The sequence below is a fragment of the Microbacterium sp. W4I20 genome, from assembly GCF_030816505.1.
In the GTDB taxonomy this organism is placed as follows: Bacteria; Actinomycetota; Actinomycetes; order Actinomycetales; family Microbacteriaceae; genus Microbacterium.
On record NZ_JAUSYB010000001.1, the window covers coordinates 3,664,831 to 3,689,488 of the forward strand.

At 70.3% G+C, this 24,658-nt stretch carries 25 protein-coding genes, 1 tRNA gene and 1 other RNA gene; 21 read left to right on the forward strand and 6 right to left on the reverse strand.

Annotated features, from left to right (window positions below):
* The first annotated feature begins 47 nt into the window (after positions 1–47).
* From QFZ21_RS17825 to QFZ21_RS17845, 5 genes are all read left to right on the forward strand, one after another.
* On the forward strand, positions 48–1,433 hold the full coding sequence (locus QFZ21_RS17825) for a cystathionine beta-synthase (RefSeq protein WP_307380206.1): 1,386 nt from the start codon (positions 48–50) through the stop codon (positions 1,431–1,433).
* 54 nt (positions 1,434–1,487) lie between these two features.
* Positions 1,488–2,642 (forward strand): cystathionine gamma-synthase, encoded by a 1,155-nt coding sequence (locus tag QFZ21_RS17830; RefSeq protein ID WP_307380209.1) that lies wholly within the window; start codon positions 1,488–1,490, stop codon positions 2,640–2,642.
* A 132-nt stretch (positions 2,643–2,774) separates the two neighbouring features.
* Entirely contained in the window at positions 2,775–4,139 is a 1,365-nt protein-coding gene (locus QFZ21_RS17835; RefSeq protein WP_373426028.1) for a multidrug effflux MFS transporter, read from the forward strand.
* A gap of 54 nt (positions 4,140–4,193) precedes the next feature.
* A complete protein-coding gene (locus tag QFZ21_RS17840; RefSeq protein ID WP_307380211.1) occupies positions 4,194–4,841 on the forward strand; it encodes a phosphatase PAP2 family protein in 648 nt (215 codons plus the stop codon).
* 9 nt (positions 4,842–4,850) lie between these two features.
* Positions 4,851–5,459 (forward strand): GNAT family N-acetyltransferase, encoded by a 609-nt coding sequence (locus QFZ21_RS17845; RefSeq protein ID WP_307380214.1) that lies wholly within the window; start codon positions 4,851–4,853, stop codon positions 5,457–5,459.
* 55 nt (positions 5,460–5,514) lie between these two features.
* On the opposite strand, the gene QFZ21_RS17850 is transcribed toward QFZ21_RS17845, so the two are convergent.
* The 3 genes from QFZ21_RS17850 to QFZ21_RS17860 form a co-directional block, all read right to left on the reverse strand.
* The gene (locus QFZ21_RS17850) at positions 5,515–6,387 is read right to left on the reverse strand and encodes a hypothetical protein (RefSeq protein ID WP_307380216.1); all 873 of its coding nucleotides are present in this window, start codon (positions 6,385–6,387) and stop codon (positions 5,515–5,517) included.
* A 229-nt stretch (positions 6,388–6,616) separates the two neighbouring features.
* A tRNA-Ser gene (locus QFZ21_RS17855) sits at positions 6,617–6,704 on the reverse strand.
* A gap of 50 nt (positions 6,705–6,754) precedes the next feature.
* Positions 6,755–7,111: a DUF4406 domain-containing protein gene (locus QFZ21_RS17860; RefSeq protein ID WP_307380218.1), complete on the reverse strand. Its 357-nt coding sequence runs from the start codon at positions 7,109–7,111 to the stop codon at positions 6,755–6,757.
* 56 nt (positions 7,112–7,167) lie between these two features.
* Between QFZ21_RS17860 and QFZ21_RS17865 the strand changes: the two genes are divergently transcribed.
* From QFZ21_RS17865 to QFZ21_RS17935, 15 genes are all read left to right on the forward strand, one after another.
* Positions 7,168–7,917: a DeoR/GlpR family DNA-binding transcription regulator gene (locus QFZ21_RS17865; protein ID WP_307380219.1), complete on the forward strand. Its 750-nt coding sequence runs from the start codon at positions 7,168–7,170 to the stop codon at positions 7,915–7,917.
* Positions 7,918–8,039: 122 nt separating this feature from the next.
* Positions 8,040–9,110 carry a daptide biosynthesis RiPP recognition protein gene (mpaB, locus tag QFZ21_RS17870; RefSeq protein ID WP_307380220.1) on the forward strand — a complete coding sequence of 357 codons (1,071 nt, stop codon included), beginning with the start codon at positions 8,040–8,042 and terminating at the stop codon, positions 9,108–9,110.
* On the forward strand, positions 9,107–10,375 hold the full coding sequence (mpaD, locus tag QFZ21_RS17875; RefSeq protein ID WP_307380222.1) for a daptide-type RiPP biosynthesis aminotransferase: 1,269 nt from the start codon (positions 9,107–9,109) through the stop codon (positions 10,373–10,375). The genes mpaB and mpaD overlap by 4 nt, the downstream gene beginning before the upstream one ends.
* Positions 10,372–11,574, forward strand: a complete 1,203-nt coding sequence (mpaC, locus tag QFZ21_RS17880) for a daptide-type RiPP biosynthesis dehydogenase (protein WP_307380223.1) — start codon at positions 10,372–10,374, stop codon at positions 11,572–11,574. Before mpaD ends, mpaC begins: the two co-directional genes overlap by 4 nt.
* Positions 11,571–11,696 (forward strand): daptide-type RiPP, encoded by a 126-nt coding sequence (locus QFZ21_RS17885; protein ID WP_307380225.1) that lies wholly within the window; start codon positions 11,571–11,573, stop codon positions 11,694–11,696. Before mpaC ends, QFZ21_RS17885 begins: the two co-directional genes overlap by 4 nt.
* 48 nt (positions 11,697–11,744) lie before the next feature.
* A complete protein-coding gene (locus QFZ21_RS17890) occupies positions 11,745–11,870 on the forward strand; it encodes a daptide-type RiPP (RefSeq protein WP_307380228.1) in 126 nt (41 codons plus the stop codon).
* A gap of 56 nt (positions 11,871–11,926) precedes the next feature.
* Entirely contained in the window at positions 11,927–12,034 is a 108-nt protein-coding gene (locus QFZ21_RS17895) for a daptide-type RiPP (RefSeq protein ID WP_307380230.1), read from the forward strand.
* 111 nt (positions 12,035–12,145) lie between these two features.
* Entirely contained in the window at positions 12,146–12,931 is a 786-nt protein-coding gene (gene mpaM / locus QFZ21_RS17900; protein ID WP_307380233.1) for a daptide-type RiPP biosynthesis methyltransferase, read from the forward strand.
* On the forward strand, positions 12,928–14,190 hold the full coding sequence (locus QFZ21_RS17905) for a YcaO-like family protein (protein WP_307380236.1): 1,263 nt from the start codon (positions 12,928–12,930) through the stop codon (positions 14,188–14,190). The genes mpaM and QFZ21_RS17905 overlap by 4 nt, the downstream gene beginning before the upstream one ends.
* 10 nt (positions 14,191–14,200) lie before the next feature.
* Positions 14,201–15,895 carry a daptide biosynthesis intramembrane metalloprotease gene (gene mpaP, locus QFZ21_RS17910; protein WP_307380238.1) on the forward strand — a complete coding sequence of 565 codons (1,695 nt, stop codon included), beginning with the start codon at positions 14,201–14,203 and terminating at the stop codon, positions 15,893–15,895.
* The gene (locus tag QFZ21_RS17915; RefSeq protein WP_307380240.1) at positions 15,892–16,788 is read left to right on the forward strand and encodes a hypothetical protein; all 897 of its coding nucleotides are present in this window, start codon (positions 15,892–15,894) and stop codon (positions 16,786–16,788) included. Before mpaP ends, QFZ21_RS17915 begins: the two co-directional genes overlap by 4 nt.
* Positions 16,785–17,513 (forward strand): ABC transporter ATP-binding protein, encoded by a 729-nt coding sequence (locus tag QFZ21_RS17920; protein WP_307380242.1) that lies wholly within the window; start codon positions 16,785–16,787, stop codon positions 17,511–17,513. Before QFZ21_RS17915 ends, QFZ21_RS17920 begins: the two co-directional genes overlap by 4 nt.
* Positions 17,506–18,231, forward strand: a complete 726-nt coding sequence (locus tag QFZ21_RS17925; RefSeq protein ID WP_307380245.1) for a hypothetical protein — start codon at positions 17,506–17,508, stop codon at positions 18,229–18,231. Before QFZ21_RS17920 ends, QFZ21_RS17925 begins: the two co-directional genes overlap by 8 nt.
* A complete protein-coding gene (locus QFZ21_RS17930) occupies positions 18,228–18,980 on the forward strand; it encodes a hypothetical protein (protein ID WP_307380247.1) in 753 nt (250 codons plus the stop codon). The genes QFZ21_RS17925 and QFZ21_RS17930 overlap by 4 nt, the downstream gene beginning before the upstream one ends.
* Positions 18,981–19,021: 41 nt before the next feature.
* A complete protein-coding gene (locus tag QFZ21_RS17935) occupies positions 19,022–19,912 on the forward strand; it encodes a rhodanese-related sulfurtransferase (RefSeq protein WP_307380249.1) in 891 nt (296 codons plus the stop codon).
* Between the two features lie 30 nt (positions 19,913–19,942).
* On the opposite strand, the gene QFZ21_RS17940 is transcribed toward QFZ21_RS17935, so the two are convergent.
* The 3 genes from QFZ21_RS17940 to QFZ21_RS17950 are packed head-to-tail and all read right to left on the reverse strand — an operon-like array spanning position 19,943 to position 24,393.
* Entirely contained in the window at positions 19,943–22,216 is a 2,274-nt protein-coding gene (locus QFZ21_RS17940) for a DUF3488 and transglutaminase-like domain-containing protein (protein ID WP_307380251.1), read from the reverse strand.
* Positions 22,203–23,393, reverse strand: a complete 1,191-nt coding sequence (locus QFZ21_RS17945; RefSeq protein WP_307380253.1) for a DUF58 domain-containing protein — start codon at positions 23,391–23,393, stop codon at positions 22,203–22,205. The genes QFZ21_RS17940 and QFZ21_RS17945 overlap by 14 nt, the downstream gene beginning before the upstream one ends.
* Positions 23,394–23,403: 10 nt before the next feature.
* Positions 23,404–24,393, reverse strand: coding sequence for a MoxR family ATPase (locus QFZ21_RS17950; protein WP_307380255.1), 990 nt, complete (start codon positions 24,391–24,393; stop codon positions 23,404–23,406).
* An 89-nt stretch (positions 24,394–24,482) separates the two neighbouring features.
* On the opposite strand from QFZ21_RS17950, the gene ffs reads away from it, so the two are divergent.
* Positions 24,483–24,579: signal recognition particle sRNA small type (gene ffs / locus QFZ21_RS17955), an RNA gene on the forward strand.
* Positions 24,580–24,658 lie beyond the last annotated feature (79 nt).

A 24,658-nucleotide genomic window follows, 5' to 3' on the forward strand; every position in this document is an offset into this window, starting at 1 on the left:
GCGCAACATGGCCCCGCCCGCGGCATCCGTCCCCGTACCCTGAAGTCATGAAGTACGCAGACTCGATCGTCGACCTCGTCGGCGACACGCCCCTCGTGAAGCTCCAGCACGTCACCGAGGGCGTCGCGTGCACGGTGCTCGTCAAGCTCGAGTACATGAACCCCGGAGGGTCGTCGAAGGATCGCATCGCCGCGCGGATCATCGATGCCGCGGAGGCATCGGGAGACCTGAAGCCCGGTGGCACGATCGTCGAGCCGACCAGCGGGAACACCGGCGTCGGCCTGGCCCTGGTGGCACAGCAGCGCGGGTACAAGTGCGTCTTCGTGGTGCCCGACAAGGTCGGCGAGGACAAGATCGACGTGTTGCGGGCCTACGGCGCGGAGGTCGTGGTGACCCCGACGTCGGTCGCCCCGGACAGCCCGGAGTCGTACTACAGCGTCAGCGATCGGCTGACCCGGGAGATCCCCGGCGCGTTCAAGCCCAACCAGTACGAGAACCCGAACGGTCCGCGCAGCCACTACGAGACGACGGGCCCCGAGATCTGGCGCGACACCGACGGGACGGTGACCCACTTCGTCGCGGGGGTCGGCACCGGCGGCACCATCACCGGCACCGGCCGCTACCTGCGCGAGGTGTCGGATGGCCGCGTACGCATCGTCGGCGTCGACCCCGAGGGCAGCGTCTACAGCGGCGGCACCGGACGCCCGTACCTCGTCGAGGGTGTGGGCGAGGACATCTGGCCCGGAGCGTACGACCCGAGCATCCCGCACGAGATCGTGGCGGTGGGCGACGCGGAGTCCTTCGCGATGACCCGTCGGCTGGCCAGGGAGGAAGCCATCCTCGTGGGAGGATCCAGCGGCATGGCGGTGGTCGGCGCGCTGCGCGTCGCGCGCGAACTGCCGGCGGATGCCGTGATGGTCGTGCTGCTGCCGGACGGCGGCCGCGGCTACCTCGGCAAGATCTTCAACGACGGCTGGATGCGCTCATACGGCTTCAGCGACGTGGAAGAAGGGGAGACCGTCGCCGACGTGCTCGCCGCCCGTACCGTGCGCCAGGCCGAGGGACCGCATCCCATGCCGGATCTCGTGCACGCGCATCCGACCGACACCGTGCTCGAGGCGATCAGGATGATGACCGAGTACGACGTCTCGCAGCTCGTCGTGCTGAGCGCCGAGCCGCCGGTGATGATGGGCGAGGTCGTCGGAACAGTCGACGAGAAGGGGCTGCTCGACCTGCTGTTCCGCGGCGAGGCCGAACCGACCGATGCGGTGGGCGCGCACGTGGAGGAGCGGCTGCCGCTCGTCGGCATCCACGCCTCCGTCGCGCAGGCGCGGGCCGCGCTCGCCGAAGCGGATGCGCTGCTCGTCACGGAAGACGGCAAGCCGCACACCGTGCTCACCCGTCAGGATCTGCTGGCGTACCTGTCCCGCTGACGCGCGACGTAACGGGTCGGCCGGGGTCGACCGGCCGCACGTAGGCTGAGGAGCATGTCCGAGCACTCCTTCGCCACCCGAGCCATCCACGCCGGCCAGGCGCCCGACCCCGTCACCGGCGCGATCATCCCGCCGATCTATCAGGCATCGACGCATGTGCAGGACGGCATCGGCGGATTCCGCGAGGGATTCGAGTACAACCGCGCGGCCAACCCGACGCGATCGTCGCTGGAGACGCAGCTCGCCGCGCTCGAGGGTGGAGCGCACGCGCTGTCCTTCGCGTCGGGCCTCGCCGCGGAAGATGCGCTGCTGCGCGGCATCCTCAAGCCGGGCGATCACATCCTGCTCGGCAACGACGCCTACGGAGGCACGTACCGACTGCTGACCAAGGTGCTCGCGCCGTGGGGGATCGAGACGACCACGGTCGAGCTCGGCGATGTCGCGGCGATCCGGGACGCGATCCGTCCCGAGACGAAGATCGTGTGGCTGGAGACCCCGAGCAACCCGCTGCTGAAGATCGTCGACATCGCGCAGATCGCCGAGATCGCCCACGCGGCAGGGGCCATCGCGGTCGTGGACAACACCTTCGCGTCGCCCGCGCTGCAGCAGCCGCTCTCGCTCGGCGCCGACCTCGTGATCCACTCCACGACGAAGTACCTCGGCGGACACTCCGACGTGCTGGGCGGGGCAGTGGTTTTCGGTGACGACCGCTTCTACGACCAGGTGAAGTTCCAGCAGTTCGCGGTCGGCGCGGTCTCGGCGCCCTTCGACGCGTGGCTCACCACCCGGGGCATCAAGACGCTCGCGGTGCGCGTGCGGCAGCACTCCGAGAACGCGCAGGCGATCGCCGAATGGGCCCAGGGGCGCCCCGAGTTCGCGCAGGTGTACTACCCCGGCCTGGAGTCGCACGCCGGGCACGAGATCGCGGCGCGGCAGATGAGCGGATTCGGCGGGATGCTGTCGCTGGGGCTCGCCGCCGGTGCGGATGCCGCGCGGGCCTTCGCCGAGAGCACCTCGCTGTTCCAGCTCGCGGAATCGCTGGGCGGGGTCGAGTCGCTCATCGGCTACCCGCCGGACATGACCCACGCGTCGGTGCGCGGCACTCCGCTCGCGGTTCCGGAGAATGTGGTGCGGCTGTCGGTCGGCATCGAGGACGTCTCCGACCTGATCGCGGATCTGGAGCAGGGGATCGCCCGCGTCGGTCGCTGATCAGCGGGTCTGAGGTGGGCGGGTCCCGGTTCTGAGGAGCCCGGTCGGAGGACGACTCCGATAGCATGGACCCTTCCCCCGTTCGAATCGTTTCGATCTCGTGCGCCCTCAGCCAGACCCGGAAGGACCGTCGTGTCCGACGCTCCACGCACTGACCCCACCCCGACGACCCCGCAGCCCGAAAGCACGGCGACCGGCAGCATCCGCACGTCCACTCCCACCGGGGCCATCCGCACCCTGGGGAGCAATCCGGCGACCGCGCCGATCATGCTGCACCCGGGAGATGCGATCTCCCTCGGCCGCAGAACGCTCTACATCATCCTGCTCGGCGCGCTCACGGCGCTCGGACCGTTCACGATCGACCTGTACCTCCCGGCCTTCCCGGTGCTGGAGGAGGACTTCCAGACCACGTCCGCCGCGATCCAGCTGACCCTCACCGGCACGATGATCGGCTTCGCCGTCGGCCAGCTCGTCGTCGGACCGCTGAGCGACAAGGTCGGTCGACGCCTTCCGCTGATCGCCGTCACGGCTCTGCATGTGCTCGCCAGCTTCGCAGCTGCCTTCGCTCCCGACCTCGCACTGCTCAGCGCCTCGCGGGTGCTCATGGGCATCGGCGCGGCGGCCGGCGGCGTCGTGGCCATGGCTATCGTGCGGGACCTGTTCGGCGGCAAGCGCCTGGTCGTGATGCTCTCCCGGCTCGCGCTCGTGTCGGGCGTCGCGCCGGTGGTCGCCCCGCTGATCGGCTCCTGGCTCCTCACCCTCATGCCCTGGCGCGGCATCTTCGGCGTGCTCGCCGTCTACGGCATCGTGATGCTGGTGTCGGCGATCATCTTCGTCCCCGAGACCCTGCCCGCGGCTCGACGCCAAGGACGCGGCGGCGCCTCGATGCTGCAGCGCTACCGCTCCGTGCTGTCGGACCGCGTGTTCATCGGGGTGCTCATCATCGGCGGCATGAGCTTCTCCGGACTGTTCTCGTACCTGTCGGCATCCCCCTTCCTCTTCCAGGAGACGCACGGCCTCGATGCCCAGCAGTACGGGCTACTCTTCGCGGTGAACTCGCTCGGCGTGGTCACGGGTGTGCAGGTCGCATCGCGGCTCGCCGCGCGCTTCGGTCCGCAGTGGGTGCTGGCCTACTCGACCGCCGTTCTTCTGCTCGCGGGCGTCGCGATCATCGTCACCGACCAACTCGGCCTCGGCCTCTGGGGCACGGTCGTGCCGCTGTTCGTGTTCATGACCGCCTGCGGGTTCACCCTGCCGAACGTGCAGGTGCTGGCGCTCGACAGGCACGGCAAGGCGGCCGGCACCGCGGCATCCATCCTCGGCGCGGCCAACTTCGGTGTCGCCGGGCTGATCTCGCCGGTGGTCGGCTGGATCTCGAAGGATGCCGGGATCACCGCCACGACCATGGCGTCCGTGATGGTCGGATGCGCCGTGATCGGCCTCCTCTCGCTGTGGTTCGTCGTGCGCCCGCGCACCGTGGGCATGCTCACTCCCTGAGCGTTCAGGGTCTAGCTCCCTGAGCATTCAGGGTCCTTCCGACAGAATGGGACGATGAACAGGCGGAAGCTTCTCTGGTGGGGTGTGGGCTGTCTCGCGCTCGCCACGGCTCTGGGAGCCGCGATCGTGTTCGGCTTCGAAGAGCCGCCGGCCCTCGATCAGTGGTGGAATGAGACGGTCGCGAGCGTCCGCGGCGACTGGATGTACGGCTTCGCGCTGGCGTTGAACTGGATCGGCGGCGGGTGGGTCGCGATCCTCGGTGTCCCCCTGCTCGCGATACTGGCGCTGCTGCTGGCCCGCCGCTGGCGGGGCGCCCTGTTCGCGGCGATCTGCTTCGCGCTGAGCGCCGGGGCCGTGCAGCTGCTCAAGCAGCTCTTCGGACGCGCCCGCCCCGAGGACATGCTGGTCCTGAGCGACTACGGCTCCTTCCCCTCGGGGCATACGGCCAACGCCGCGACCATCGCCCTCGTCGTCTGGGTGCTGTTCCCGAAGGCGTGGACCGCGATCGTCGGCGCCGTCTGGATCCTGGCGATGGCGCTGTCGCGCACCTTCCTCTCGGTGCACTGGGCGAGCGACACCCTCGGCGGAGCCCTCGTCGGAGCGGGCGTCGTGCTGGTGCTCGCCGCCTGGCTGCTGCCCTGGGCGCAGCGGCGGAAGGGCGAGACGGTCCCCGATAGGCTGAGGGCTCCCCGAACCACCTGAGGAGACCTCGTGCCGAGCATCCGCCCCTACCGTCCGACGGATCGTTCAGCCCTGTACGGGATCTGCGTGAAGACGGCCGACGCGGGCGGTGACGCGACCGGCATCCTCTCGGACGATTCGCTGTGGGGCGACCTGTTCGCGGTTCCCTACGCCGAGCGGCATCCCGACCTCTGCTGGGTGGTCGAGACCGACGACGGACGCGCGATCGGCTACATCGTGGCGACCGACGACACCGACGCGTTCTACACCTGGTTCCGCGACGAGTGGTGGCCGCCGCTGCGCGAGCGGTTCCCGCGACCGGAAGAGCCCGCCACGCGCGAGGACCACATGGTCGACTACGGCTACACCCGGATGCCGGGGATCGAGCCGAACGCCGCCGAGTACCCGGCGCACCTGCACATCGACCTGCTGCCCGAGACGCAGGGCCACGGGTTCGGGCGACGCCTGATGGAGACGCTGTTCGCCGAGCTGACGCGCCGCGGCGTGACCGGGCTGCACCTGGGCATCGACCCGAAGAACGCCGGCGCCGCCGCCTTCTACGAGCGGATCGGGATGCACCGGTTGGAGTCCGCACCCGGCGGGCAGCTGTACGGAGTGCGGTTCCCGCAGACGGACTGAAGAAACCTTCCCGCTGGTCGACGAAAGCCGGAGACGCAGCCACCCGGGTGTTGGATCAGCCTCCTATGCCCAGCCCCCTCAACACCGTCATCGTCGCGCTCCAGGCGCCGGTGCCCTTCGAGATGAAGTCGAAGAGCACGTTGGCTTTCCTGGCTGCGCTGGACAGTCGGCCCGCATTGAGGTCGGCTTCCAGGGCTTCAGCTGCCGACTCCGCTTCCTCGGCATCCGTATGGTCCTGTGGCATGGAGCGAACATCGGACCTGAGAGCCGTGATGAGCAACGACAGTTGGTCGGGCGTCAGGGTCTCGATACGTGACGTGCGGTTCTTGGACTTCGCGTGATCGCCGATCGCCACGGCGCTCTGGGAGGTGTCTCCGACCCTGACGTCGATGTTCTTCTGCTTGGCGATCTTCTGCTTTCCGATGAGAGTCTCGATGGCGATGTTGATCGGCTGCCCGTTGGCGAGCTGGTTCCAGTCGCGGTCGCTGAGCTTCACGTATACCGGCGGGCGGGCGAGGACACTCCACCACAGCACCTGGAAGAAGTTGCTCGCGGGATCACCAGAGTATGCCGGGTGAAGGATCTTCTTCTCGAACAGCGAATCGAGGACGACGAACTTGTTCGGTGCCGACATCTTCTGGCCGCGCCAGAACCGTCCCAGTCCGACGGGGTTGCCCCGTGACGGAGACTGCTCCTTCACATAAGTGAGGAGCTCTTTCGTAAGGCGGTACTTCTTCGCGTCGTCAAGGGTGGCCTTTCGCATCATCCTGCGCCGCAGCAGGAATGGCGTGATCACGAAGACGAGCAGCAAGATGGTCAGCAGCGTTCCGACCAGAACCGCGGGAATCCCCCAGACCGGCCACTGAGAGACAGCGGTCAGGAAACTATTCGGCGCCGGCGTCTGCGGCGGTGTGGGAACGGGGGTCATGCGATTTCCTCCAGCGATGTGCCCGGCGGGCGTTGAGCTCCGGTGGCCGACACGGTGGACCTGAAGGTATCTCGACTCAGTGCAACCTGTCTGTCCTCATTTCGGCGGACAGACGAAGGTGCACAGGCAGCAGGACCGTCGTCCACCGGCGTCCGCGGTACTCGCCGAGTCCCCAGTGCTCGATAAACGTCAGAAGGGCCCCCGCTGGCGCGGAGACCCTTCTGACGTTTGGCGGTGACGGCGGGATTCGAACCCGCGGTTGCTTGCACAACACACGCTTTCCAAGCGTGCTCCTTCGGCCGCTCGGACACGTCACCAGGAACAACCTGTTCATCTTATCCGATCGGCCGGGTGCCGCGTGACCGGGCTATGCGGCCGGGATCTCCTCGACCCGGTGGTAGACCGGCAGTCCACGCTCGCGGGCGATCGCGACGTCGTTGTCGGCACCGGCGGAGGCGCCCGGCAGCCGGAGCACGGCATCGCAGTGCTGGAGCAGGCGGGCGGCGGTCTCGTACATCACGTCGGTCTGCGCGGCCTCGGTCTCGTCGAGGCCGCGGAGGGTCGGCAGCGCGACCCATTCGCCGATCATCGGCACGTGGCCGAGGCGGTGGAGGGGAGCAGCCGCGGCCTCGAGCGTCTCGAGATTGCGGGCGATGGCAGCGGGGTCTCCGCCGGTGCCGGAGCGGTAGGGGCCGGCGATCAGGATCAGGAGTGGCTTCTTCATGCTCGACACTGTAGCGTTAACCATGCAGAAACGTGAAACAACAGGAGGAAGTGCGAATGCTGAGTGCACAGCGCAAGGATCATCTGCTCGAGCTCCTCGCCGCGGACGGGCGCGTCGTCGCCAAGTCGGTCGCGATGGATCTGGGTGTGTCCGAGGACTCCATCCGACGTGATCTGCGAGAACTCGCGGAAGCCGGGTCCTGCATCCGCGTCTACGGCGGGGCGCTCCCGGTGCCGGCGGCCGACGCGCCCGTCGCTCAGCGGCTGAGCGTTGCGAGCGACAGCAAGGAGCGCGTGGCACGGGCCGCCGTCGCCCGCATCCGTCCGGCGTCGACGATCATCCTCGATGCCGGCACGACCACGCTGGCGATGGCGCGAATGCTGCCGCACGGAGCCGACCTGACCGTGATCACCCCGAGTCCCGCTGTCGCGCTCGCTGCGATGGAGCATTCGGCGGCCCGCGTGCTGATGGTCGGTGGCGAGCTCAACAGGCACTCCGGCGTGGCGGGCGGCGCCCTCGCCCAGGAGGCGATCGCGCGCCTCGCGGCTGACGTGTTCTTCCTCGGCGTGACCGGCGTCGACCCGGAGCAGGGTCTCACCACCGGCGAGCTGGACGACGCTGTGACGAAGCGGGCACTCGCCGCCCGCAGCGCGGAGGTGCTCGTGCTCGCGAGCGCCGAGAAGATCGGGGCGGTCTCTCGCTTCCCGGTACTCGCACTCGATGAGGTATCGGGCGTGATCGTCGATCCCGGTGATCAGAACCCGCTCGTCAGTGCTCTTCATGGCGTCGGGCGCGGTGGCCGCTGACGCCTCGCCGACGCCCACTTCTCCTGCACAACACCGCCTCCGCTGAAATATTGCACTCGGTGGAGTAACTCTTCTACCCTCAGGTGAGGACATAAAGTCCTCAATCGACTTCTGGGGGGAAGATGAGCGTGCACTCGACGATGCCGCCGCGGAGCAGTCACCGGATCGCCGCCGCGTTCGAACAGTATGTGAGCGGACGCCGCGCAGGCGCCGAAGGGACGGTCTTCTTCCTCGAGTCCGCCGCGCACCTCGACGAGGTGCGACGCATCGCTCTGCCCGGCGACGCCGTGATCGCGCCCACGACGATCGCGCCGGACGACGCCGACGACCGGGTCACCGCCGTGGCCTACGACGGCGCGTGGCGCGAACCGGGCGACGAGATGACCCTCGACGGCCGCCACACGTTCGAGCTGCAGGACTATCTGGCGGCGCCGTTCATCTCCATCGTGGGACTGACTGTCGTGCGGCATGGTTCGGCCGCGGGCATCGCGGCGTTCTTCAGCGACGCCGATTCGGCCCGTTCTTCGGGGGCGTTCGTCGACCAGCTGCTGAGCAGCGCGGTGCTCCTCGACTCCCGAGCATCGTTGGCCGGTGGCGCGGCGAGCGAGCTCACACGGGTGCACGTCACGGCCGAGGGGGAGTACCGCGATGGACCCGACGGGCTGCTGCTCGGCCGGGCCGGCGACTCTCGCGCCGACATCGAGGCGGCAGCCCTCACGGGTGCGGGGCCAGGGCGCTCGTTCGCGCGGATCATCGGCGACGGCGATCTCGGTTCGGCGCTCGACGCGCGCCCCTGGTTCGCCCGCTACGTGGCTGCCCTCGAGCTCCTTCGCCAGTGGGACCGGCGCGAGGCGCCGACCAAGATATCCGGCTTCGGCGGCCATCTCGTCACCGCGCTCGACCACGACGGACCGGCGATCACCTCGGCTGACGCCCCGTTCCTCATCGCCGACCAGGACGGTGATCACGTACTGGTGGAGCGCGCGACGCGGCGCCGATTCCGGCTGGGACTCGATGCCGCCAGGGCCGCGGAGTGCCTGATCGCCACCGGCGACGAGGCCGCGGCATCCAGGCTCCTCGGGGCCGAGATCGGCCGGCGCGAAGGCGAGGTCGAGGGCGTGGTGCGCGAGATCCGTGCGCGCTTCGCTGTAGCCGGCATCGATCTCGCATCGTTCGCGCGGAGCCCCCGGTGAGGCGCGCTCCGTCTCTCCCTCGCCGTCCGCTGTGGGAGGGGCTGACCGCGCCCAGTGCCTGGGACCGCCCGACCGAGCAGGCCGTGGGCGCCACCGGCGTGCGGGTCCTCACGGCCGACGGCGCCTCGCTGCTGTGCGCGACCAGCGGGCTCTGGAACGTCCCGCTCGGATACGGCAACGAAGCCGTGGCGGATGCCGTCGGTGCGGCCCTGCGTTCTGCCTCCTACCTGTCGCTGTTCCGCTCGTCGCACTCCTACGCGCAGCAGACGGCAGAGACCCTCCTGTCGCTCACGGGTGAGGATCGCTATGCCCGCGTGGTGTTCTCGACCTCGGGCGCCGCTGCCAACGACCTCACCATGAAGCTGGTCCGGCACACGGCGGCGCTCCGCGGCGCACCGCACCGCAACCTCGTGGTCGGGCTTCAGGGCGGATACCACGGGCTGACCTACGGGGCCTTGAGCCTCAGCGGTGACGCCCTCGGCCAGTCGGTGTACTCCGCCGACCGGAGGGGCGTGCGGCACGTGTCGGCGCAGGACGGCGGGGAGCAGCTCCGGCAGCTCTTCGCGCGAGAGGGGGATCGGATCGCCGCGCTCGTACTGGAGCCGGTGCTCGGCTCGGGCGCCGTCGTGCTCGACGACGCATTCCTCGCCGCGGTCGCCGAGGTGCGGGCGGTGTTCGACTTCGTGCTGGTCGCCGACGAGGTGGCCACCGGGTTCGGACGCACCGGGTCGTTGTTCGCGTCGGAGCGCTGGCCGGTCGCACCCGACGTGCTCGTGCTGTCGAAGGCGCTGACCAACGGGGCCGCCGCGGCATCCGCTGTTCTGGTGTCGGAAGCGGTGTGCGAGGTCTTCGATCGCAGGGATGCGGTCTTCGTCCATGCCGAGACGCAGGCGGGCACCCCGGCCTCTTGCGCCGCCATCCTCGCCACCGCGGCCGAGTTCGAGCGCCTCGATGCTCTTCGGCTGGCGCAGGATCTCGGCGACGCCCTCGATACGACCATCGCCCGCATCGGCGAGCACCCCGGTGTCGTCGGCACGCGGGGCGCCGGCTGCTTCCGCTCCCTGTTGCTCGCCCGCGACGGGCGGGCGCTCGACGGTGCGGAGGTCGCGCAGGTCGTGGCCGCGACGCGTCGAGCCGGTGCGATCGTGCAGCCCGGGCCGAGCTGCATCCAGCTCGTGCCCGCCTACGTCTACGAGCGCCGAGACCTCGACGAACTCGAGACCGCGGTCCTGCACGGCCTCGACGACTGTGAGGTCGCCGCGTGATCACCATCATGGAGTCCTACGAACCGGTGCGGGTGACGGCCGGCGCAGGGTCCACTGCTGCGGCTCTCGCCCGCTTCCCCCTCGGCGACCGGCCGCTGGTGATCCGTGATCCCGCTGTCGGACCCGTCGGGCTGGCGATGCTTCCGGGGGCCATCGACCTGAGCGTGGATGCCGCGGCGGGCGATGCACACCTCGTGGCCGCCATCCTCGCGGCCGGTCGGAACGCGACAGCGGTGGTGGCCCTGGGCGGCGGCTCGACCATGGATGCGGCGAAGATCGCCCGGATGCTGCTCGTCGCACCCGAACTGGCCACGCCGCTGCGGGCGCTCGCCGAGCGGAGCGGCTTCGTGCGCATCCCCGAACTCGTCTCCTCGCGGAACGCGGGAATACCGCTGATGGCCATCCCGACGACCCTGGGCACCGGCGCCGAAGTCAGCAGCGTGGCGTGCCAGGTGACTCCGTGGGGTCGTCGGCTCCTGGCCGGTGCGCGTCTGCGCCCCGATCATGCGGTCCTCGACCCGGTGCACACCTCCACGCTTCCGTGGCTGCTGCAGATGGAAGGACTGCTCGAGGTGATCCTCCGGGTCGTGGGGCCCCTGATCGGGAGCGCGCGCTCGCTCGCCGCCGATCACGACGCGCACGCCATCGTCACGGGCGCAGCCGGGCTGGCCGAGTCGCTGCGGACAGGGTTCCTCGGCGCCGACGAACGGCTCCTGGCAGCACAGCTGAGCGCGGCGAGTCACCGCAGCTGGGCGCTCGTCGGCCGCGCGAGCTACGCGGCCAAGCACTGGTACCTCGCCAATGAGCTCTCGTGGGCGACCGGCACGAGGAAGATCCCGGCGACGGTCACCGTGCTGCCTGCGATCTGGGGTCGCATCACCGACGGCGACGAACGCTGGGGATCGCGTGACCGCCTCGCTCTGGCCTGGTCCTGGGTGCGTGCCGCTGTTCCCGACCTCCCCGCCGAGGTGCGTGAGGGGCTGCCGGTGCTGTTCGACCGGTGGGGCCTGCGCCCGATCGATGCACCCGGCGCGGCGCGAGTTCAGGAAGCGACGGCGCGCGCCCATGAGTCCTGGGGTGGGCGCCTCCCCGCCCTCGGCCGCATCAGCTCCGCGGAGATCCACGAGGTGTTCGCGGAGTCCGCCCTCGCGGCTGCGGATCCTCTCATCGACCACCGGGAGGAGGTGATAGCGAAATGAGTGCACTGGACCTGCGCATCGAGGAACTCCCGGCGATGGACGCCCCCTCGGAATGGGGCGACTTCGTCAACGGAGTACTGACCGGACTGGCCATCGTCGCCATCGGCGCCGCCGTCACCTAGACGCCGGCGGGCACGAGGCCACCGAACGACACGGAGGAGGTGAAACACATGGAGATCTCGAACGAACTGCGATTCGAAGAGCTCGAGTCGATGGACGCCCCCGACTTCTGGACCTGGTACGCCGCGGTCAAGATCGGCGTCGTCGTCGGCATCATCGGGCTGGCCGCGACCTGATCCCCGGCCGGAACCGACCGAAACCCACCGTCATCGAGAGGAGAGGAGGTGAGCACATGGATCTGAGCTTCGAGGAGATCGAGGCGATGGATGCACCCGAGCCCTGGTACATCATCGTCGGCGACATCATCATCATCGTCGGCGCCGCCGTCGCACTCACCTGACGAAGTCGAGGGCGTAGCGGGTGTCACATCCGCTCGGCAGCAATTCGTGCATCCGCTATGCCCCCGACTTCGCCGTCCAGCATCCCATGTCAACCCGGAGAGGAGTCCGGCATGTGCCCCCTGAGCCGCACGGCAGCGCAGCTGCTCGCCGCCCTCGACCCGCACGCGGTCGTCGGCGAGCTCTACAGCGAACGAGGATCCGAGATCTACGACGCGATGACAGCGGGCGACGACAGCGAGGTCCGTGAGATCCTGCGTGCCGGCGGCCGGACCCGGGGGAGCATCCTCGAACTCGCCTGCGGGTCGGGACGACTGACCCTGCCGCTCGCACGCCTCCAACGCGAGGTGGTGGCTCTCGACAACTCGCCGCGGATGCTGCAGCTGCTCGAGGCCAGAGCGCGGGATGCCGGCATCGAGCGCATCCGCCCGGTGCTCGGCGACATGAGCGCCTTCGATCTCGACGAGCAGTTCGGTCTGATCGTGCTCGCGACGACCTCGGTCACGCTGCTCGATGCGGCGCAGCGGCGGGGTCTGTTCGATGCCGTGCGTCGGCACCTCGCACCGGACGGGGTCTTCCTCGTCTCGGTGCACGCCGTCGAGGTCGGACGCGGCCGCGCCGAGACGCTGCTCGTCCCGCTCTCTGTCGACGAGCCCGACGTGGTGCTCCTGACCGAAGACGTGAACGAGTCGGGTGGATACCGGGACGTGAGCGTCCTGCGCCTACGCCGGATGCAGGGCGAGCTCGTGACCGAGGCGTTCGCCTCGCGCGTGCACCTGATCGAGGAGAGCCGGCTTCGTGAGGAGCTGCACGACGCCGGGCTGGTCGTGGGCGACGTCGCTGCGGTCCGCTTCACCGAGGGCATGCGGAGCGTGTCGATGATCGAGTGCTCCCGATGACCCCCGCGCTGCAGACCCTCGCCGCGGAATCCGGCCTCGCCCGCGATTTCGCGGTCATCGCTCCCGACGGTGCCCGCGCGGCACTCTGGAAGGTGCTCGTCGATGTCGGTCTCGGCGACAGCGACGAGTACCCGCTCGCCTACGTCGGCGCCTACGATCTCCGTCGACGCCATGCTCTGGAGCGGGGTGCGGGTGAGGCCGTCGAACGCTTCGCTCTCGCGCAGCGCAGCGCGCCCGATGTTCGCGGCGCCCTCGGCGCGCTGCGGGCCGCTGCGGAGCACGACGTGTGGTGGCCGCGGTGGGTGTGCGCCGATGCGTTCCGAACGGTACCGCTGGACTGGTACCGCGCGACTCGCCTGACCGACGCTCGCCCGGTCCTCGTGCCGGGTGCCGCCATCGATGACGACGGGGGTCGACGCCGGCGGTCGGCGGGCACGGATCCCGCGCTCTTCGACCCTTCGCCGTCCGGAGCCGCCGCCGGACTCGACGCCGGATCGGCGGTGCGTGCCGCCCTTCTCGAGGTGATCGAGCGGGATGCCGTGCTGTGCGCCTGGCGGACAGGGCTCGGAGTCTCGATCATCGAACCCGCCGGCGGCGATCCCGACCTCGACCGGCTCGCCGCGGAGGCCGCACGCATCGGGCTGCAGCCGATCTTCGGTGAGATCTCGGGCGCCGTACCGGGGGTGCGCGTGATCTGCTGCGCCATCGTCGACCGATCGGGGGATGAGGCCCTGACCTCGTTCGGCGCCAAGGCGTCGGCATCCGGCTCCGCGGCGGCGCGCGGAGCACTGCAGGAGGCACTGCAGATCCATGAACTGCTGGGCAACCTCCGCACACGCATCTCGCGCCCTGCAGCCTTCGAGCAGCCGCATCCCGCGCTGGTCGTGGACGACGTGGCGCGTGCCTGGTGGTGGACGACAGGGTCGGCTGCCGTCTCGATGGAGGACTGGATCGCCGGGTGGGCGCGCACGGCTCGGCATGCGGCTGCGCCGGACACCGCGCCCACGGTCGAGGGCCTCGTCGCCCACATCGTCCGCGACGGCGGCAGCCCGCTCCTCGTGGACCTCACCCTGCGACTGCCTCAGCCGATCCAGGCGCTCGGCTGGCATGCGGTCAAGGTCGTTTGCCCGGGGTACCAGCAGCTGCGGCTCGATGAATCGATCGACGAGACGTGGGACAACGATCGCCTGGCCGCGTGGGCCCGCCGCCACCGCCGAGCCTCCCCTGACACCTCGATCCTCCCGCACCCGCTGATCTAGGAGACGAGTCATGACCGACACCCGACGCGCCCGCACCACGCCACCGGCCTCCGCCTCGTCGCGCCCGGCCCTCGCAGTCGACGTCACGGTCGACGCCCCGCTCCGTGGCGCCGCCCCTGACGCCAGCTGGATCATCGCGCACGACGGAGTGCCGAAGGCGCGCGTCTCCGCCCCGGTCGCCATCGTCGCACGGCGATTCACGGGCGCAGCCACGATCGACGAGATCGCCACCGGACTCGGCGACCCCTGGACCTCGGGAGATGTCGAACGCGTCGCACGACAGCTGGCCGGCGCCGGGTTGTTGGCCCGCGAGGGGGCCAGCCGACCGCGTCGGCGCTCGCCGCTGCGATTCCGGCCTCCGCTCACCGTGCAGCTCAGCTTCGGCGACCCCCGGACGCTCTTCGCCGCCCTGCGGCCCGTGACGCGCCTCCTCCTCGGCGCACCGGGACTCGTCGTCGCGGTCGCCGTCCTGCTCGGAGGGATCGTCGCCCTGATCCTCGGCTGGGGAGAACTGGTCGGCGCGCTTCAGCGCCCGCTGCCGTTCCCGATGCTGCTCGGGCTGGCGGCCGCGATCGTGCTGACCACTCTCGTGCACGAGCTCGGTCATGGTGCCGCGCTCAGCAGGTTCGGCGGCGCCCCTCGACGCATCGGCGCGATGCTGTTCTACCTGGCACCCGCCTTCTTCTGCGATGTCACCGACGGGTGGCGCCTCTCGCGACGTCGTCAGCGGGTCGCCGTCGCGCTCGCCGGCCCCGCCGTGCACCTGCTCCTCGCGGCGGCGAGCCTGATCGCCGCGCGCATCGTATCCGACGCGCAGCTGCACGCGGGGCTCGTGCTGTACGCGCTCTCCTGCCTGGTGATCACGTTGCTCAATCTGCTTCCGTTCGTGCAGCTGGACGGCTACCTGGCGCTGATGTCGGCGCTCGACCACCCGCACCTGCGTCGCGATGCCATGGATGCGGCGGCGCGGGCAGTCGGCGCGGTGCTCCTCGGCGCCCGGATCGATGAACCCGTGGCGCCGCAGCGCGCAGACCGGCGCGGGTGGCTCATCGCCTACGGCATCGCGTGCCGGGTGTTCCCCGTCGGACTGGTGGCCTTCGTGCTGTACCGCTACTCGATCTCGATCGCGGGGCTCGGGCCGGCGCCGGCACTCGCCTACCTGGCGACGCTGGCACTGGTCGCGGGAGTGGTCATCGTCGGCATCGTCCGCGGTCTGCGGCGGATCAGGGCAGCGCGGCTCGACTGGCGGCGCACCTCCGTCACGGTCGCCGTGACGAGCGCGCTCGCCGGCGCGGTGCTGTTCCTCATCCCGGTGCAGTCGGTCGAACACATCGGCTTCGCCGCGGGGGATGACGGGGTGAAGCTCGTGGCGAGCAGCCCCGCGCAACTGCCGGCCGCAGGCACACCGATCGCACTCGAGACGAACGGCATCCTGCTGCAGCAGCCGCTGGGCACCGCGACCCTCGCCGCCGGAGAGGCCCAGCCGGACGAGGTCGACCTCGCAGCGCTCGTCCCACTGACCGAGTCCGCTCTCGTGGCCCCCGCCTGGACGACGGGTGCGGTCGAGGTCGAAAGCTCCACGACGCTGCCGGAGTTCGGTCGCGCCCGCTTCGAGCGCTCCGGCGCCACGGGCCTCGGCGTCTGGCTCTGGCAGACCTTCCTCCTCCGCCCGATCGGCGCGCTCGGATCGGAGGCCGACGGATGACACCGGATGCTCTGCGCGACGAGATCGAGATCGAGACCGCACCTGAGTCCGAGGTACGGCGGATGCTGCGCCACGCACTGACCCGATCCGTCGAAGAACTCGGTGCGAGCGCCGTCGGCGAGGTCGTGTTCGGATGGCGCGACCGCTCCATCGGCTGTGCTGTCACGCGCGGCGACCAGCGGCTCTGGCTCCGCGTCGTCTGGTCCCGTGCCGAATGGGCGCGGGGTCACTGGTGGACGGGGAACCGCGATGCGGGCGAGATCCGCTCGGTGGCGAAGCCGACGGTGCTGGAGGTCAGCGAGCGAGGAGAAGGACCCACCGTCGTGCGTGCCGAGCTGATGACGCTGGCGGCCGGCGTTCCCGTCTCGCCGACGCCGGAGCTCCGAGCCGCGCCGGTCGTGGACGATGCCTGGTGGAGCGACCTGCGGCACAGCCTGCAGATGGTCTCCCGCACGTCGACGACGCGGACCGCCGTCGACCCGGTCGGAGTGCGCCGTCGGATCGCGGTGTTCTTCGGGCGCGAGGTCCGCACGGACGTGCGCCGGTGGCGCGCGAGTCACGGCGATCTCCACTGGAACAATCTGCACGCCGCACCGTTCTCGATCGTCGACTGGGAGGCGTGGGGATCGGCCCCGCGAGGCTACGACGCCGCCTTCCTCCTCTGCCATTCGCTCGCGATCCCCGAGGTGGCGGAAGAGATCGCGCGTCGCTTCCGCCACGACCTCGAGACCTACGACGGCGTCGTGTCCCAGCTCTACGTGCTCACCAAGCTCCTCACCCGCGCGGACGGCGGCGAGCACCCCGAGCTCGTCGCCCCGATCCACCGCCACGCGGACCGACTCCTCGGTCGGCCCTCCCTCACCCGCCCCCTCACGCAAGGAGTGACCCCATGACCGCGGTCGTCAGCTTCGACGGATTCAGCAAGAGCTACGGCGGCGATGCCGTCGTGAGAGACCTGAGCTTCACGGTGCGACAGGGCTCGGTGGTCGGACTGCTCGGTCCGAACGGAGCCGGAAAGAGCACCGCCCTGCGCGGCCTCGTGGGGCTGCTGCACCCGACCGCCGGTCGTGCGACCGTGTTCGGTGAGCCGTTCGCCGCGCTGAGCTCGCCTGCCCGCCGGGTCGGCGTGCACATGGATGGCCTGGGCTTCGAGACCGGGATCACCGCTCGTCGGCATCTGGACATCTATCGCCTGGCGGCCGGGATGCCGCGGTCGCGCGTCGACGCGGTCCTCGAGCAGGCCGATCTCGCAGCTCATGCCGGCAAGCGGGTGCACCGGTTCTCGACCGGCATGCGTCAGCGACTCGGGCTGGCGACGGCGCTGCTCGGCGACCCCGAGCTCCTCGTGCTCGACGAACCGGCGAACGGACTCGATCCGAGCGGCATCCGCTGGCTCCGCGGCTTCATCCGCTCCTTCGCCGCGCAGGGCGGCACGGTCCTCGTCTCCAGTCACCAGCTCGCCGAGCTGGAGCAGACGGTCGACGAGGTCGTGGTGATGCGCCGGAGCATGCTGTTCCACGGACCCCTCGAGTCTCTGACATCCGGGGGAGCAGCCACCCTGGAAGAGGGATACTTCGAACTCGTCGACGGCTCCGAGGGAGGGGCGTTCCGTGCCTGACGTGCTCAAGAGCGAGCTCCTCCGCAGCTTCAGCGGGTTCGCGATGCTCGGTGTCGCGTCGTTCGCCATCCTGATCCCCTCGCTGATGCTCACGGTGGGTCCGCCGGTCGACGGTCTGCGGCAACTCGACGATGGCCCCGCGACCCGCATCGTCTTCGGATTGATCGCGTCGATCGGGGTCGTCGCCATGTACCTCGGCAGCTACGCCGTGTCGCGCGAGCACTATTACCGGTCGATGCCGCGATCCCTCGTGATCACCTCGCTGCGCCGCGTCTTCCTGTCGAAGCTCGTCGCCAGCGCGATCACGAGCGTGCTGCTGTGCCTGCTGGGGGCCGCCATCTGGGCGGTCGTCACGGGCGTGGTGCTCGCCTTCCACGGGCGACAGCTGCAGGTCGACGGAGCTTTCTGGGCGATTCTGCTCGGCTCCCTCTTCGCGGCGACGAGCGGGGCCGCGATCGGCGTCTCGCTCGGCTGGGTCGTCCGCAACTACTACGCCGTCTCGGGTGTGGTGCTTCTCATCCCGCTGATGATCGAGCTGCCGTTGCTCTTCACCGTCCCCCAGCTCGAGCGCTTCCTGCCGGTGGGTGCCTTCGCCGGTGTCACGGGGGCGCCGATCGACGGTCTCCTGCCGTGGTGGGGGAGTGCGCTCGTCCTCGCCGGATGGGCGGTCGCGACGGCCGTGCTCGCCGTCGTCACCGTGCGGCGGCGCGAGCCGTGACCGTGCTCGTCGGGCGAGCATCCGCGGTCGGCGGCTCGCTGATCGCACGGGGAGTCGCGGCGGAGTGGCGGCGACTGCGCGGCGACCTCCTCCCGTGGGCATTCCTTCCGCTCGCTCTGCTCTCGGCGCTGTCGCTGGCAGCATCGCTGCCGCCCGATCTGCGTGCGGCGCCGCCGGCGATCATCGAGTCGCTGGGGGCTGCGCTCGCCACCTCGCTGTTCGGAGGACTGTTCATGATCGCGGCCGTGCTGGGGGCGCTCGGGGTCGCGCTCGCCGACAAGACAGGCGTGCTGGCCCGCGAGCAGCTCTTCACCTCGCCGATCGTGAGCTTCGCGGCGCGCGCCGGGTCCAGCGTGGTCGCGACGGCGTTCTTCGGGGCGTTCGGCGTCGCGGTCGTGCAGGTGGCGTTCCTGGCGCTGGCAGGCGAGACGCTGCTGACAGCTCTCGAAGCGGCCTCTGTCGTGGCGGCGACGGCCGGAGCAGGACTCTGGGGGTACTTCGTCGGCATCCTGGTCCGCAGCCCGATCCTCGTCCTGTTCATCGTCCCCGCGACGCTGATGCCGGCTCTCGTCCTCGCGGAGGTCGTGCCGGATGTCGCCGCTGCCCTCCCGCTCTCCGCTCTGCTCGCGATGTCGGGGATGGATGCGGACGGCCTCGGCCTGGGAGCCGGCACGACGGCCACGCTGGCCTGGCTCGCAGCGCTCGCCGCCGTCGTGGTCGTCGTGCTGCGCCGGCGCGATCGGCTGTGACCGGAATCGGAGCCTCGGCGAGGGAAGCGTAAAATCCTCAGGTGGCAACCCCCAAGATCGTCCTGTTCTACGTCTTCACCCCGCTCGCCGACCCCGAGGCCATCCGGCTCTGGCAGCGTGACCTCGGTGAAGCGCTGGGGCTGCGTGGGCGCGTGATCATCTCGGAGCACGGCGTCAACGGCACGCTCGGCGGCGATGTGCGCGCGCTGAAGAAGTGGGCGCGCTCTTTCCGCTCCTACGCCCCCTTCTCGAACGCCGACATCAAGTGGAGCGAGGGGACAGGGCTCGATGCCGACGGGCGGAGCCTCGACTTCCCGAAGCTCAGCGTCAAGGTGCGCGACGAGATCGTCTCGTTCGGAGCCCCGGGTGAACTCCGGGTCGACGAGGACGGCGTCGTCGGCGGCGGAACGAAGCTGACGCCCGAGGCGCTCCACGACCTGGTCGGCGAACGCGGCGACGACGTGGTGTTCTTCGACGGCCGGAACGCCCTCGAGGCGCAGATCGGACGCTTCCGCGGCGCGGTCGTGCCCGACACCGAGACCACCCGGGACTTCGTCGAGCTGCTCGATTCGGGCGCCTACGACGACCTCAAAGGAAAGCCCGTCGTCACGTACTGCACCGGCGGCATCCGATGCGAAGTGCTCTCCAGTCTGATGACCGCCCGCGGATTCGGCGAGGTCTATCAGCTCGAGGGCGGGATCGTCCGCTACGGCGAGAAGTACGGCGACGAGGGGCTGTGGGAAGGATCGCTGTACGTCTTCGACGGCCGCGGCTCCGTCGACTTCTCGGATCACGCGCAGGTCGTCGGCGAGTGCGTCGGATGCGGCGCGGCGACCAAGCGCACCGCGAACTGCCCCGACCGCTCCTGCCGCGCACAGTTCGTCGTGTGCGACGACTGCGAGTCGGTGCCCTGCACCGCGCACGCCGCCTGATCACAGGGCTCGACGTCACGCGGCCTGACGTCACGCGGTGAGCGCGGCATCCGATCCTCGCGTCGCGAACAGAGAACGGGGCAGGAGCAGCGCGCGCACTCGACCCGGTCGGTCGACGCTGCGGTGCAGCCGCGCCAGCACCACGCGGAGCGGCTCGGCGAGGTCGGCCGCATCCGCACCGGCCCGGGCGTAGTTCGCGCGTTCGACGGCATCCGTCAGTCGGCGCATCGCCGCCGCATCCACGTCGTTCTCCCGCACGAGGTCTGCGCCGCGTTCGCGCGGAGTGTCGGCATCCGACATCGGCAACCGCAGGTCGAGCAGAGTGTCTCGCAGCTCCGCCCAGGCGGCAGCGGGATCACCGGCTCGGGCACGGCGAAGACGGATCAGGCGCTCGACGCGGCGGATGAGCGCGGGGAGAAGAAGCAGCAAGACGACGCCCGTGAAGCCGAGCACCACCGGCATCGCGTCCAGACGCCGCAGCTCTCCCGTCGATCCGGCGGTCTCCTCGGTGTCGCCGCGATCGATCTCGGGGTCGGTGGTCTCCTCGGCGTCGGGTGCGGCGGTCGGAGCCGGTGTCGACGGGCCGTTCGGGCCGCCGCCCTCGACGGCGCCGGCTTCGAAGGCGGTCGGAACGCCGAGCGACGCCGTCGGCTCGAACGGGATCCATCCGACACCCGGGAAGAGCACCTCGGGCCAGGAGTGCAGCTGATCGCTCGACACCGAGAAGACGGATTCATCGCCGCGCTTCTCATCGGTGAGCGAGCCGGGCAGGTAGCCGACCACGATGCGCGCCTGCATGCCGAGGGTCTCCGCCATGAGGGCGAACGCTCCGGCGAAGTGCACGCAGTAGCCCGACCGCTCGTCGAGGAACTCTGCGACCGCCTCCGCACCCGTGCCGTCGAATCCCTCGTCGACCGGGGTCTCGAGCGAGTAGGTGAACTCCGAGCGGAACCAGCTCTGCAGGGCGATGAGCCGGTCGTAGTCGGTGCTCGCCACTGCCGTCACGTCGTCGGCGAGGCTCGCCACGATCTCGGGGATCTCCACCGGCTCCTCGCGCTCGACCGGCGGCGCGGCATCGAGAGCACGGATCTGCTCGAGGGTCGGACGCACACGGGTCGAGCCGACCGTGTAGTCGTTGCCCGCGGCATCCGCGCTGCGCGACACGAGTGTGCGATTGTCGGTCGCGACCCGCCAGGCGCCGCTGAGGCCCTGCACGCGGGTGGCGGGATAGGGGACCGGCAGCCAGGAGCTCGACATGCGCAGGATGCGGATCGAGGTGGTCTCGTCCTCCGCGGCGACGTCGGCACCCCACTCGGCATCCCCGAATCCGTCGGCCTGCGACTGCAGGTCTCCGCGGTCGGGCTGCCACACCCGACCATCGAAACGCGAGAGCGTCGTCAGGCGGAGATACGGCGCGATCTCGCCCTTCGTCGCCACCGTCAGCACCTCGACGGGGTTCGGCTGCCGCAGGTCGTCGCCGAGGCGGAGGGAGGCGTCGACGGTCACTCCGACTCCGGTCCCGGCGAGGCTCGCCGTCACCGGCAGCGCGGGTGCGATCGCGACCGCCGCCGCCAGGGCCGCGGCGCCGACGGCCACGGCCAGCGAGGTCGACGAACGGCGGGGGGAGAGCGGATGCCGTCGGGCAGTGAACCGGAACACGAGGAGTGCGATCACTCCCAGCATCACGAACCAGACGATGTTGGCGTCGCCGAGCGTCACGATCATGGGGACCGCGCCGATCACCGCCGTCACCACCGTCGCGAGCACCGCGGCGCGATCGGCGACCAGATGGTCGAGCGCGATCGCGACGACGGCGAAACCCACGCCCATCGCGGCGGTCAGACCGGGGGAGGGCTCGAGCGGGGCGGTGCCGAAGGCGATCTCGTCCCAGACCGCCATCCCGAGTCCTCCGAACAGCGAGACGGTGGACGAGGTCGGGACGACGCCGAGGAATGCCGTGTCGCCGGCGACGAGTTGCGTGATGACGGCGACCGCGACGGCGAGTTGGGCGCCGAAGGTGCCGACGCCGCGCACCCAGGGCGCTTTCCGGCGCAGCAGCCAGCGGAGCAGCATCCCGGTGCCGGCTGTCGCGAGGATGACAGCGACGACGGTGAACGACCAGGCTCCCGGCTGGATGACCGAGGTATACGGCCACATCGCGACGAAGCCCGCGGCCGCGGCCAGAGCCCCCGGGGCGACGACGCCGGTCGGGTCGTCATGGTCGCGATGCCAGCGTGGAACGCCGCGGGCCTCAGCCGCACCCGAGGCGGCCGATGTCGCCGCGGTGCGCTCAGCCCGGAACATCGCCGACTCCGATCCGTGCGGAGACCGCGTCTTCCCACGCCTCGGCGACGTCGGATCCGAGCGGGGAGACGGTCCAGCCGTGCTGGCCGGCGGCTTCGGCGGCGCCGGGGAGAAGGTCGGTGCTGAACAGCATCGGCGCGGCGGCACCGGACGGTCGCAGCAGCGCGGCATCCTCCTCGTCCAGACGGCCGGTGATGTACACGAGAGGTCCCGGCGGTGTTCCGCCGATGAGCGACGCGAGATCCCTGCTCTCTCCGCGCGGAGACACCATCGCGAGGGCGACGAGCAGGCCGTCCCGATCGTCTTCGTGGCCCCGGAGCGTGCCCAGCAGGGTGCCGGCGCTGTCGAGCACGTCGACGCTGTAGCCCTCTGCGGCGAGGTGCACGGCAGAGGACGCGCACAGCGACACGGCGGCCTCGAACTCCGGGTCGGCGTCTGCCCCGGCGACGGGCCAGCGGCTCCTGCTGCGGTCGATGACGACCACGGCATCGGGGCTGGACTCCTCTTCCTCCTGCCGCACCATCAGGTGGCCGCGATGCGCCGTGGCGCGCCAGTGGATGCGCCGCATCGAGTCGCCGGGGATGTAGCCGCGCGGCGAGAGGTTGTCGCTGCCCTGACCGAGGCGGGCGGATGACGTGTGGGCGGTGCCGCCTGCCGCGCCCACCCGCACGGCCAGCGGGGCGAGGGTGAGGATCTCAGGCACCACCGTGATGCTGCGGGTATCGCCGAAGGCCTCCTCGCGCTGCGCCAGTCCGAAGGGATCGACCGTGCGGAGCATCAGGGGCCCCAGCGACCAGACACCGCGTCGCACGCCGGTGATCGGGTAGCTGAGCTGACCGGTCTCGGGCGGATACTCGCCGCCGGAATCTCCGGACACGGCATCCGGCAGCACGTCGTACCAGAGTCCGCGAGGCACCCGCAGCGCGCGCAGGGTGAATCGCACCGAGACCCGCGACGTCTCCGACACGGTGAGCAGGTCGGTGGAGATCTGGCGGGTGACGACTCCGGAGCGACGGGGTGCGCGCACCGCGATCACCGAGAAGACGGTGAGAAGGGCGAGGAGGAGTCCGATGTAGAGCAGGATGCGGGCACCGACGAGGTTCGCAGCGATCATGCAGCAGAGGGCGGCGACGAGCGCGCCGGCACCGCGGGCGGTGAGGGTTCGGCGGCGGCGCATGGCTGATCCGTCAGGAGCGCGTCGCGACGGGCACGCGCACCCGCTCGACGATCTGGGTGAGCGCGGCCTCGACGGGCTGCGCCCCCGCGCGGTGCGCTCCGCGGGCGGGGAGCAGGCGGTGCGCGAGGACCGGGATGAGAAGCGCGGTGATGTCGTCGGGGATGACGAAGTCGCGGCCGTCGAGCGCCGCCCACACCTTGGCCGAGCGGATCAGTTGGAGCGTGGCGCGAGGGCTCGCGCCCAGGTGGAGGCTCGGGTCGGAGCGGGTGGCGTGGGCGAGTGAGACGGCGTACTCCTCGAGCGCGGGTGCGACGTGCACCGCGCGCGCCCAGGCGATGAGCTGCGAGATGGATGCCGCGTCGGCGACCGGCGACACGGCCGCGAGCGGGTTCACGACGTCGCGCTGACGGAGCATGAGCGCCTCGGCGGCGGCATCCGGATACCCCATCGAGATACGCATCATGAATCGATCGCGCTGCGCTTCGGGCAGGGCGTAGGTGCCCTCCATCTCCAGCGGATTCTGCGTGGCGACGACGAGGAACGGGCGGGGGAGAGGATGCGTGGCGCCGTCGACCGTGACCTGTCCCTCCTCCATCGCCTCGAGCAGCGCGGACTGCGTCTTGGGGGAGGAGCGGTTGATCTCGTCGGCGATCACGATGTGCGCGAAGATCGCCCCGCGCTTGAACTCGAACTCGCGGTCGACCGGGTTGTAGACGGAGACGCCGGTGACATCGCCGGGCAGCAGGTCGGGCGTGAACTGGATGCGGCGCACCGTGGCGTCCACGCTCGCCGCGAGAGCCCGAGCCAGCATGGTCTTGCCGACGCCGGGGACGTCCTCGATCAGCAGGTGGCCCTCGGCCAGCAGGCAGACGAGGGCGCTGCGCACGGCATCCGGCTTCCCGTCGATCACCTGCGCGATGGACGCCAGGATCGCCGAGGTCTGCACGGCGAACGGCTCGGCGTCGATCGTCGCCGGGATCAGGGGGGCGTTCTCTGGCATGCGTTCCCTCTCGCGTGGGCGCATCGGTGCGCGTGAATCGATCGTAACCCGCCCGGACGGCAGCGCACCCGGCATCGGCTAGACTTGTCGACGGCTCTCCGCGTGGCGGCATCCAGGCCAATTCCCCCAGGGCGGAAACGCAGCAAGGGTAACCGGGCTCTGCTGGGTGCGCGGAGGGTCATTTCTTTGCCCTCTGAGTGGTGAAGGCTCGCAGTGCTTACCGGTTGTCGAGGGAGCGGAGCGAGACGAACGCGCCGTGGTCTCC

Excerpts from the sequence above, each read along its gene's own strand:
- QFZ21_RS17825 (WP_307380206.1), top strand. The coding sequence starts at position 48 with ATGAAGTACGCAGACTCGATCGTCGACCTCGTCGGCGACACGCCCCTC.
- QFZ21_RS17830 (WP_307380209.1), top strand. The coding sequence starts at position 1,488 with ATGTCCGAGCACTCCTTCGCCACCCGAGCCATCCACGCCGGCCAGGCG.
- QFZ21_RS17840 (WP_307380211.1), top strand. The coding sequence starts at position 4,194 with ATGAACAGGCGGAAGCTTCTCTGGTGGGGTGTGGGCTGTCTCGCGCTC.
- QFZ21_RS17850 (WP_307380216.1), bottom strand. The coding sequence starts at position 6,387 with ATGACCCCCGTTCCCACACCGCCGCAGACGCCGGCGCCGAATAGTTTC.
- QFZ21_RS17860 (WP_307380218.1), bottom strand. The coding sequence starts at position 7,111 with ATGAAGAAGCCACTCCTGATCCTGATCGCCGGCCCCTACCGCTCCGGC.
- QFZ21_RS17865 (WP_307380219.1), top strand. The coding sequence starts at position 7,168 with ATGCTGAGTGCACAGCGCAAGGATCATCTGCTCGAGCTCCTCGCCGCG.
- mpaB (WP_307380220.1), top strand. The coding sequence starts at position 8,040 with ATGAGCGTGCACTCGACGATGCCGCCGCGGAGCAGTCACCGGATCGCC.
- QFZ21_RS17885 (WP_307380225.1), top strand. The coding sequence starts at position 11,571 with ATGAGTGCACTGGACCTGCGCATCGAGGAACTCCCGGCGATGGACGCC.
- QFZ21_RS17890 (WP_307380228.1), top strand. The coding sequence starts at position 11,745 with ATGGAGATCTCGAACGAACTGCGATTCGAAGAGCTCGAGTCGATGGAC.
- QFZ21_RS17895 (WP_307380230.1), top strand. The coding sequence starts at position 11,927 with ATGGATCTGAGCTTCGAGGAGATCGAGGCGATGGATGCACCCGAGCCC.
- mpaM (WP_307380233.1), top strand. The coding sequence starts at position 12,146 with ATGTGCCCCCTGAGCCGCACGGCAGCGCAGCTGCTCGCCGCCCTCGAC.
- QFZ21_RS17905 (WP_307380236.1), top strand. The coding sequence starts at position 12,928 with ATGACCCCCGCGCTGCAGACCCTCGCCGCGGAATCCGGCCTCGCCCGC.
- mpaP (WP_307380238.1), top strand. The coding sequence starts at position 14,201 with ATGACCGACACCCGACGCGCCCGCACCACGCCACCGGCCTCCGCCTCG.
- QFZ21_RS17915 (WP_307380240.1), top strand. The coding sequence starts at position 15,892 with ATGACACCGGATGCTCTGCGCGACGAGATCGAGATCGAGACCGCACCT.
- QFZ21_RS17920 (WP_307380242.1), top strand. The coding sequence starts at position 16,785 with ATGACCGCGGTCGTCAGCTTCGACGGATTCAGCAAGAGCTACGGCGGC.
- QFZ21_RS17940 (WP_307380251.1), bottom strand. The coding sequence starts at position 22,216 with ATGTTCCGGGCTGAGCGCACCGCGGCGACATCGGCCGCCTCGGGTGCG.
- QFZ21_RS17945 (WP_307380253.1), bottom strand. The coding sequence starts at position 23,393 with ATGCGCCGCCGCCGAACCCTCACCGCCCGCGGTGCCGGCGCGCTCGTC.
- QFZ21_RS17950 (WP_307380255.1), bottom strand. The coding sequence starts at position 24,393 with ATGCCAGAGAACGCCCCCCTGATCCCGGCGACGATCGACGCCGAGCCG.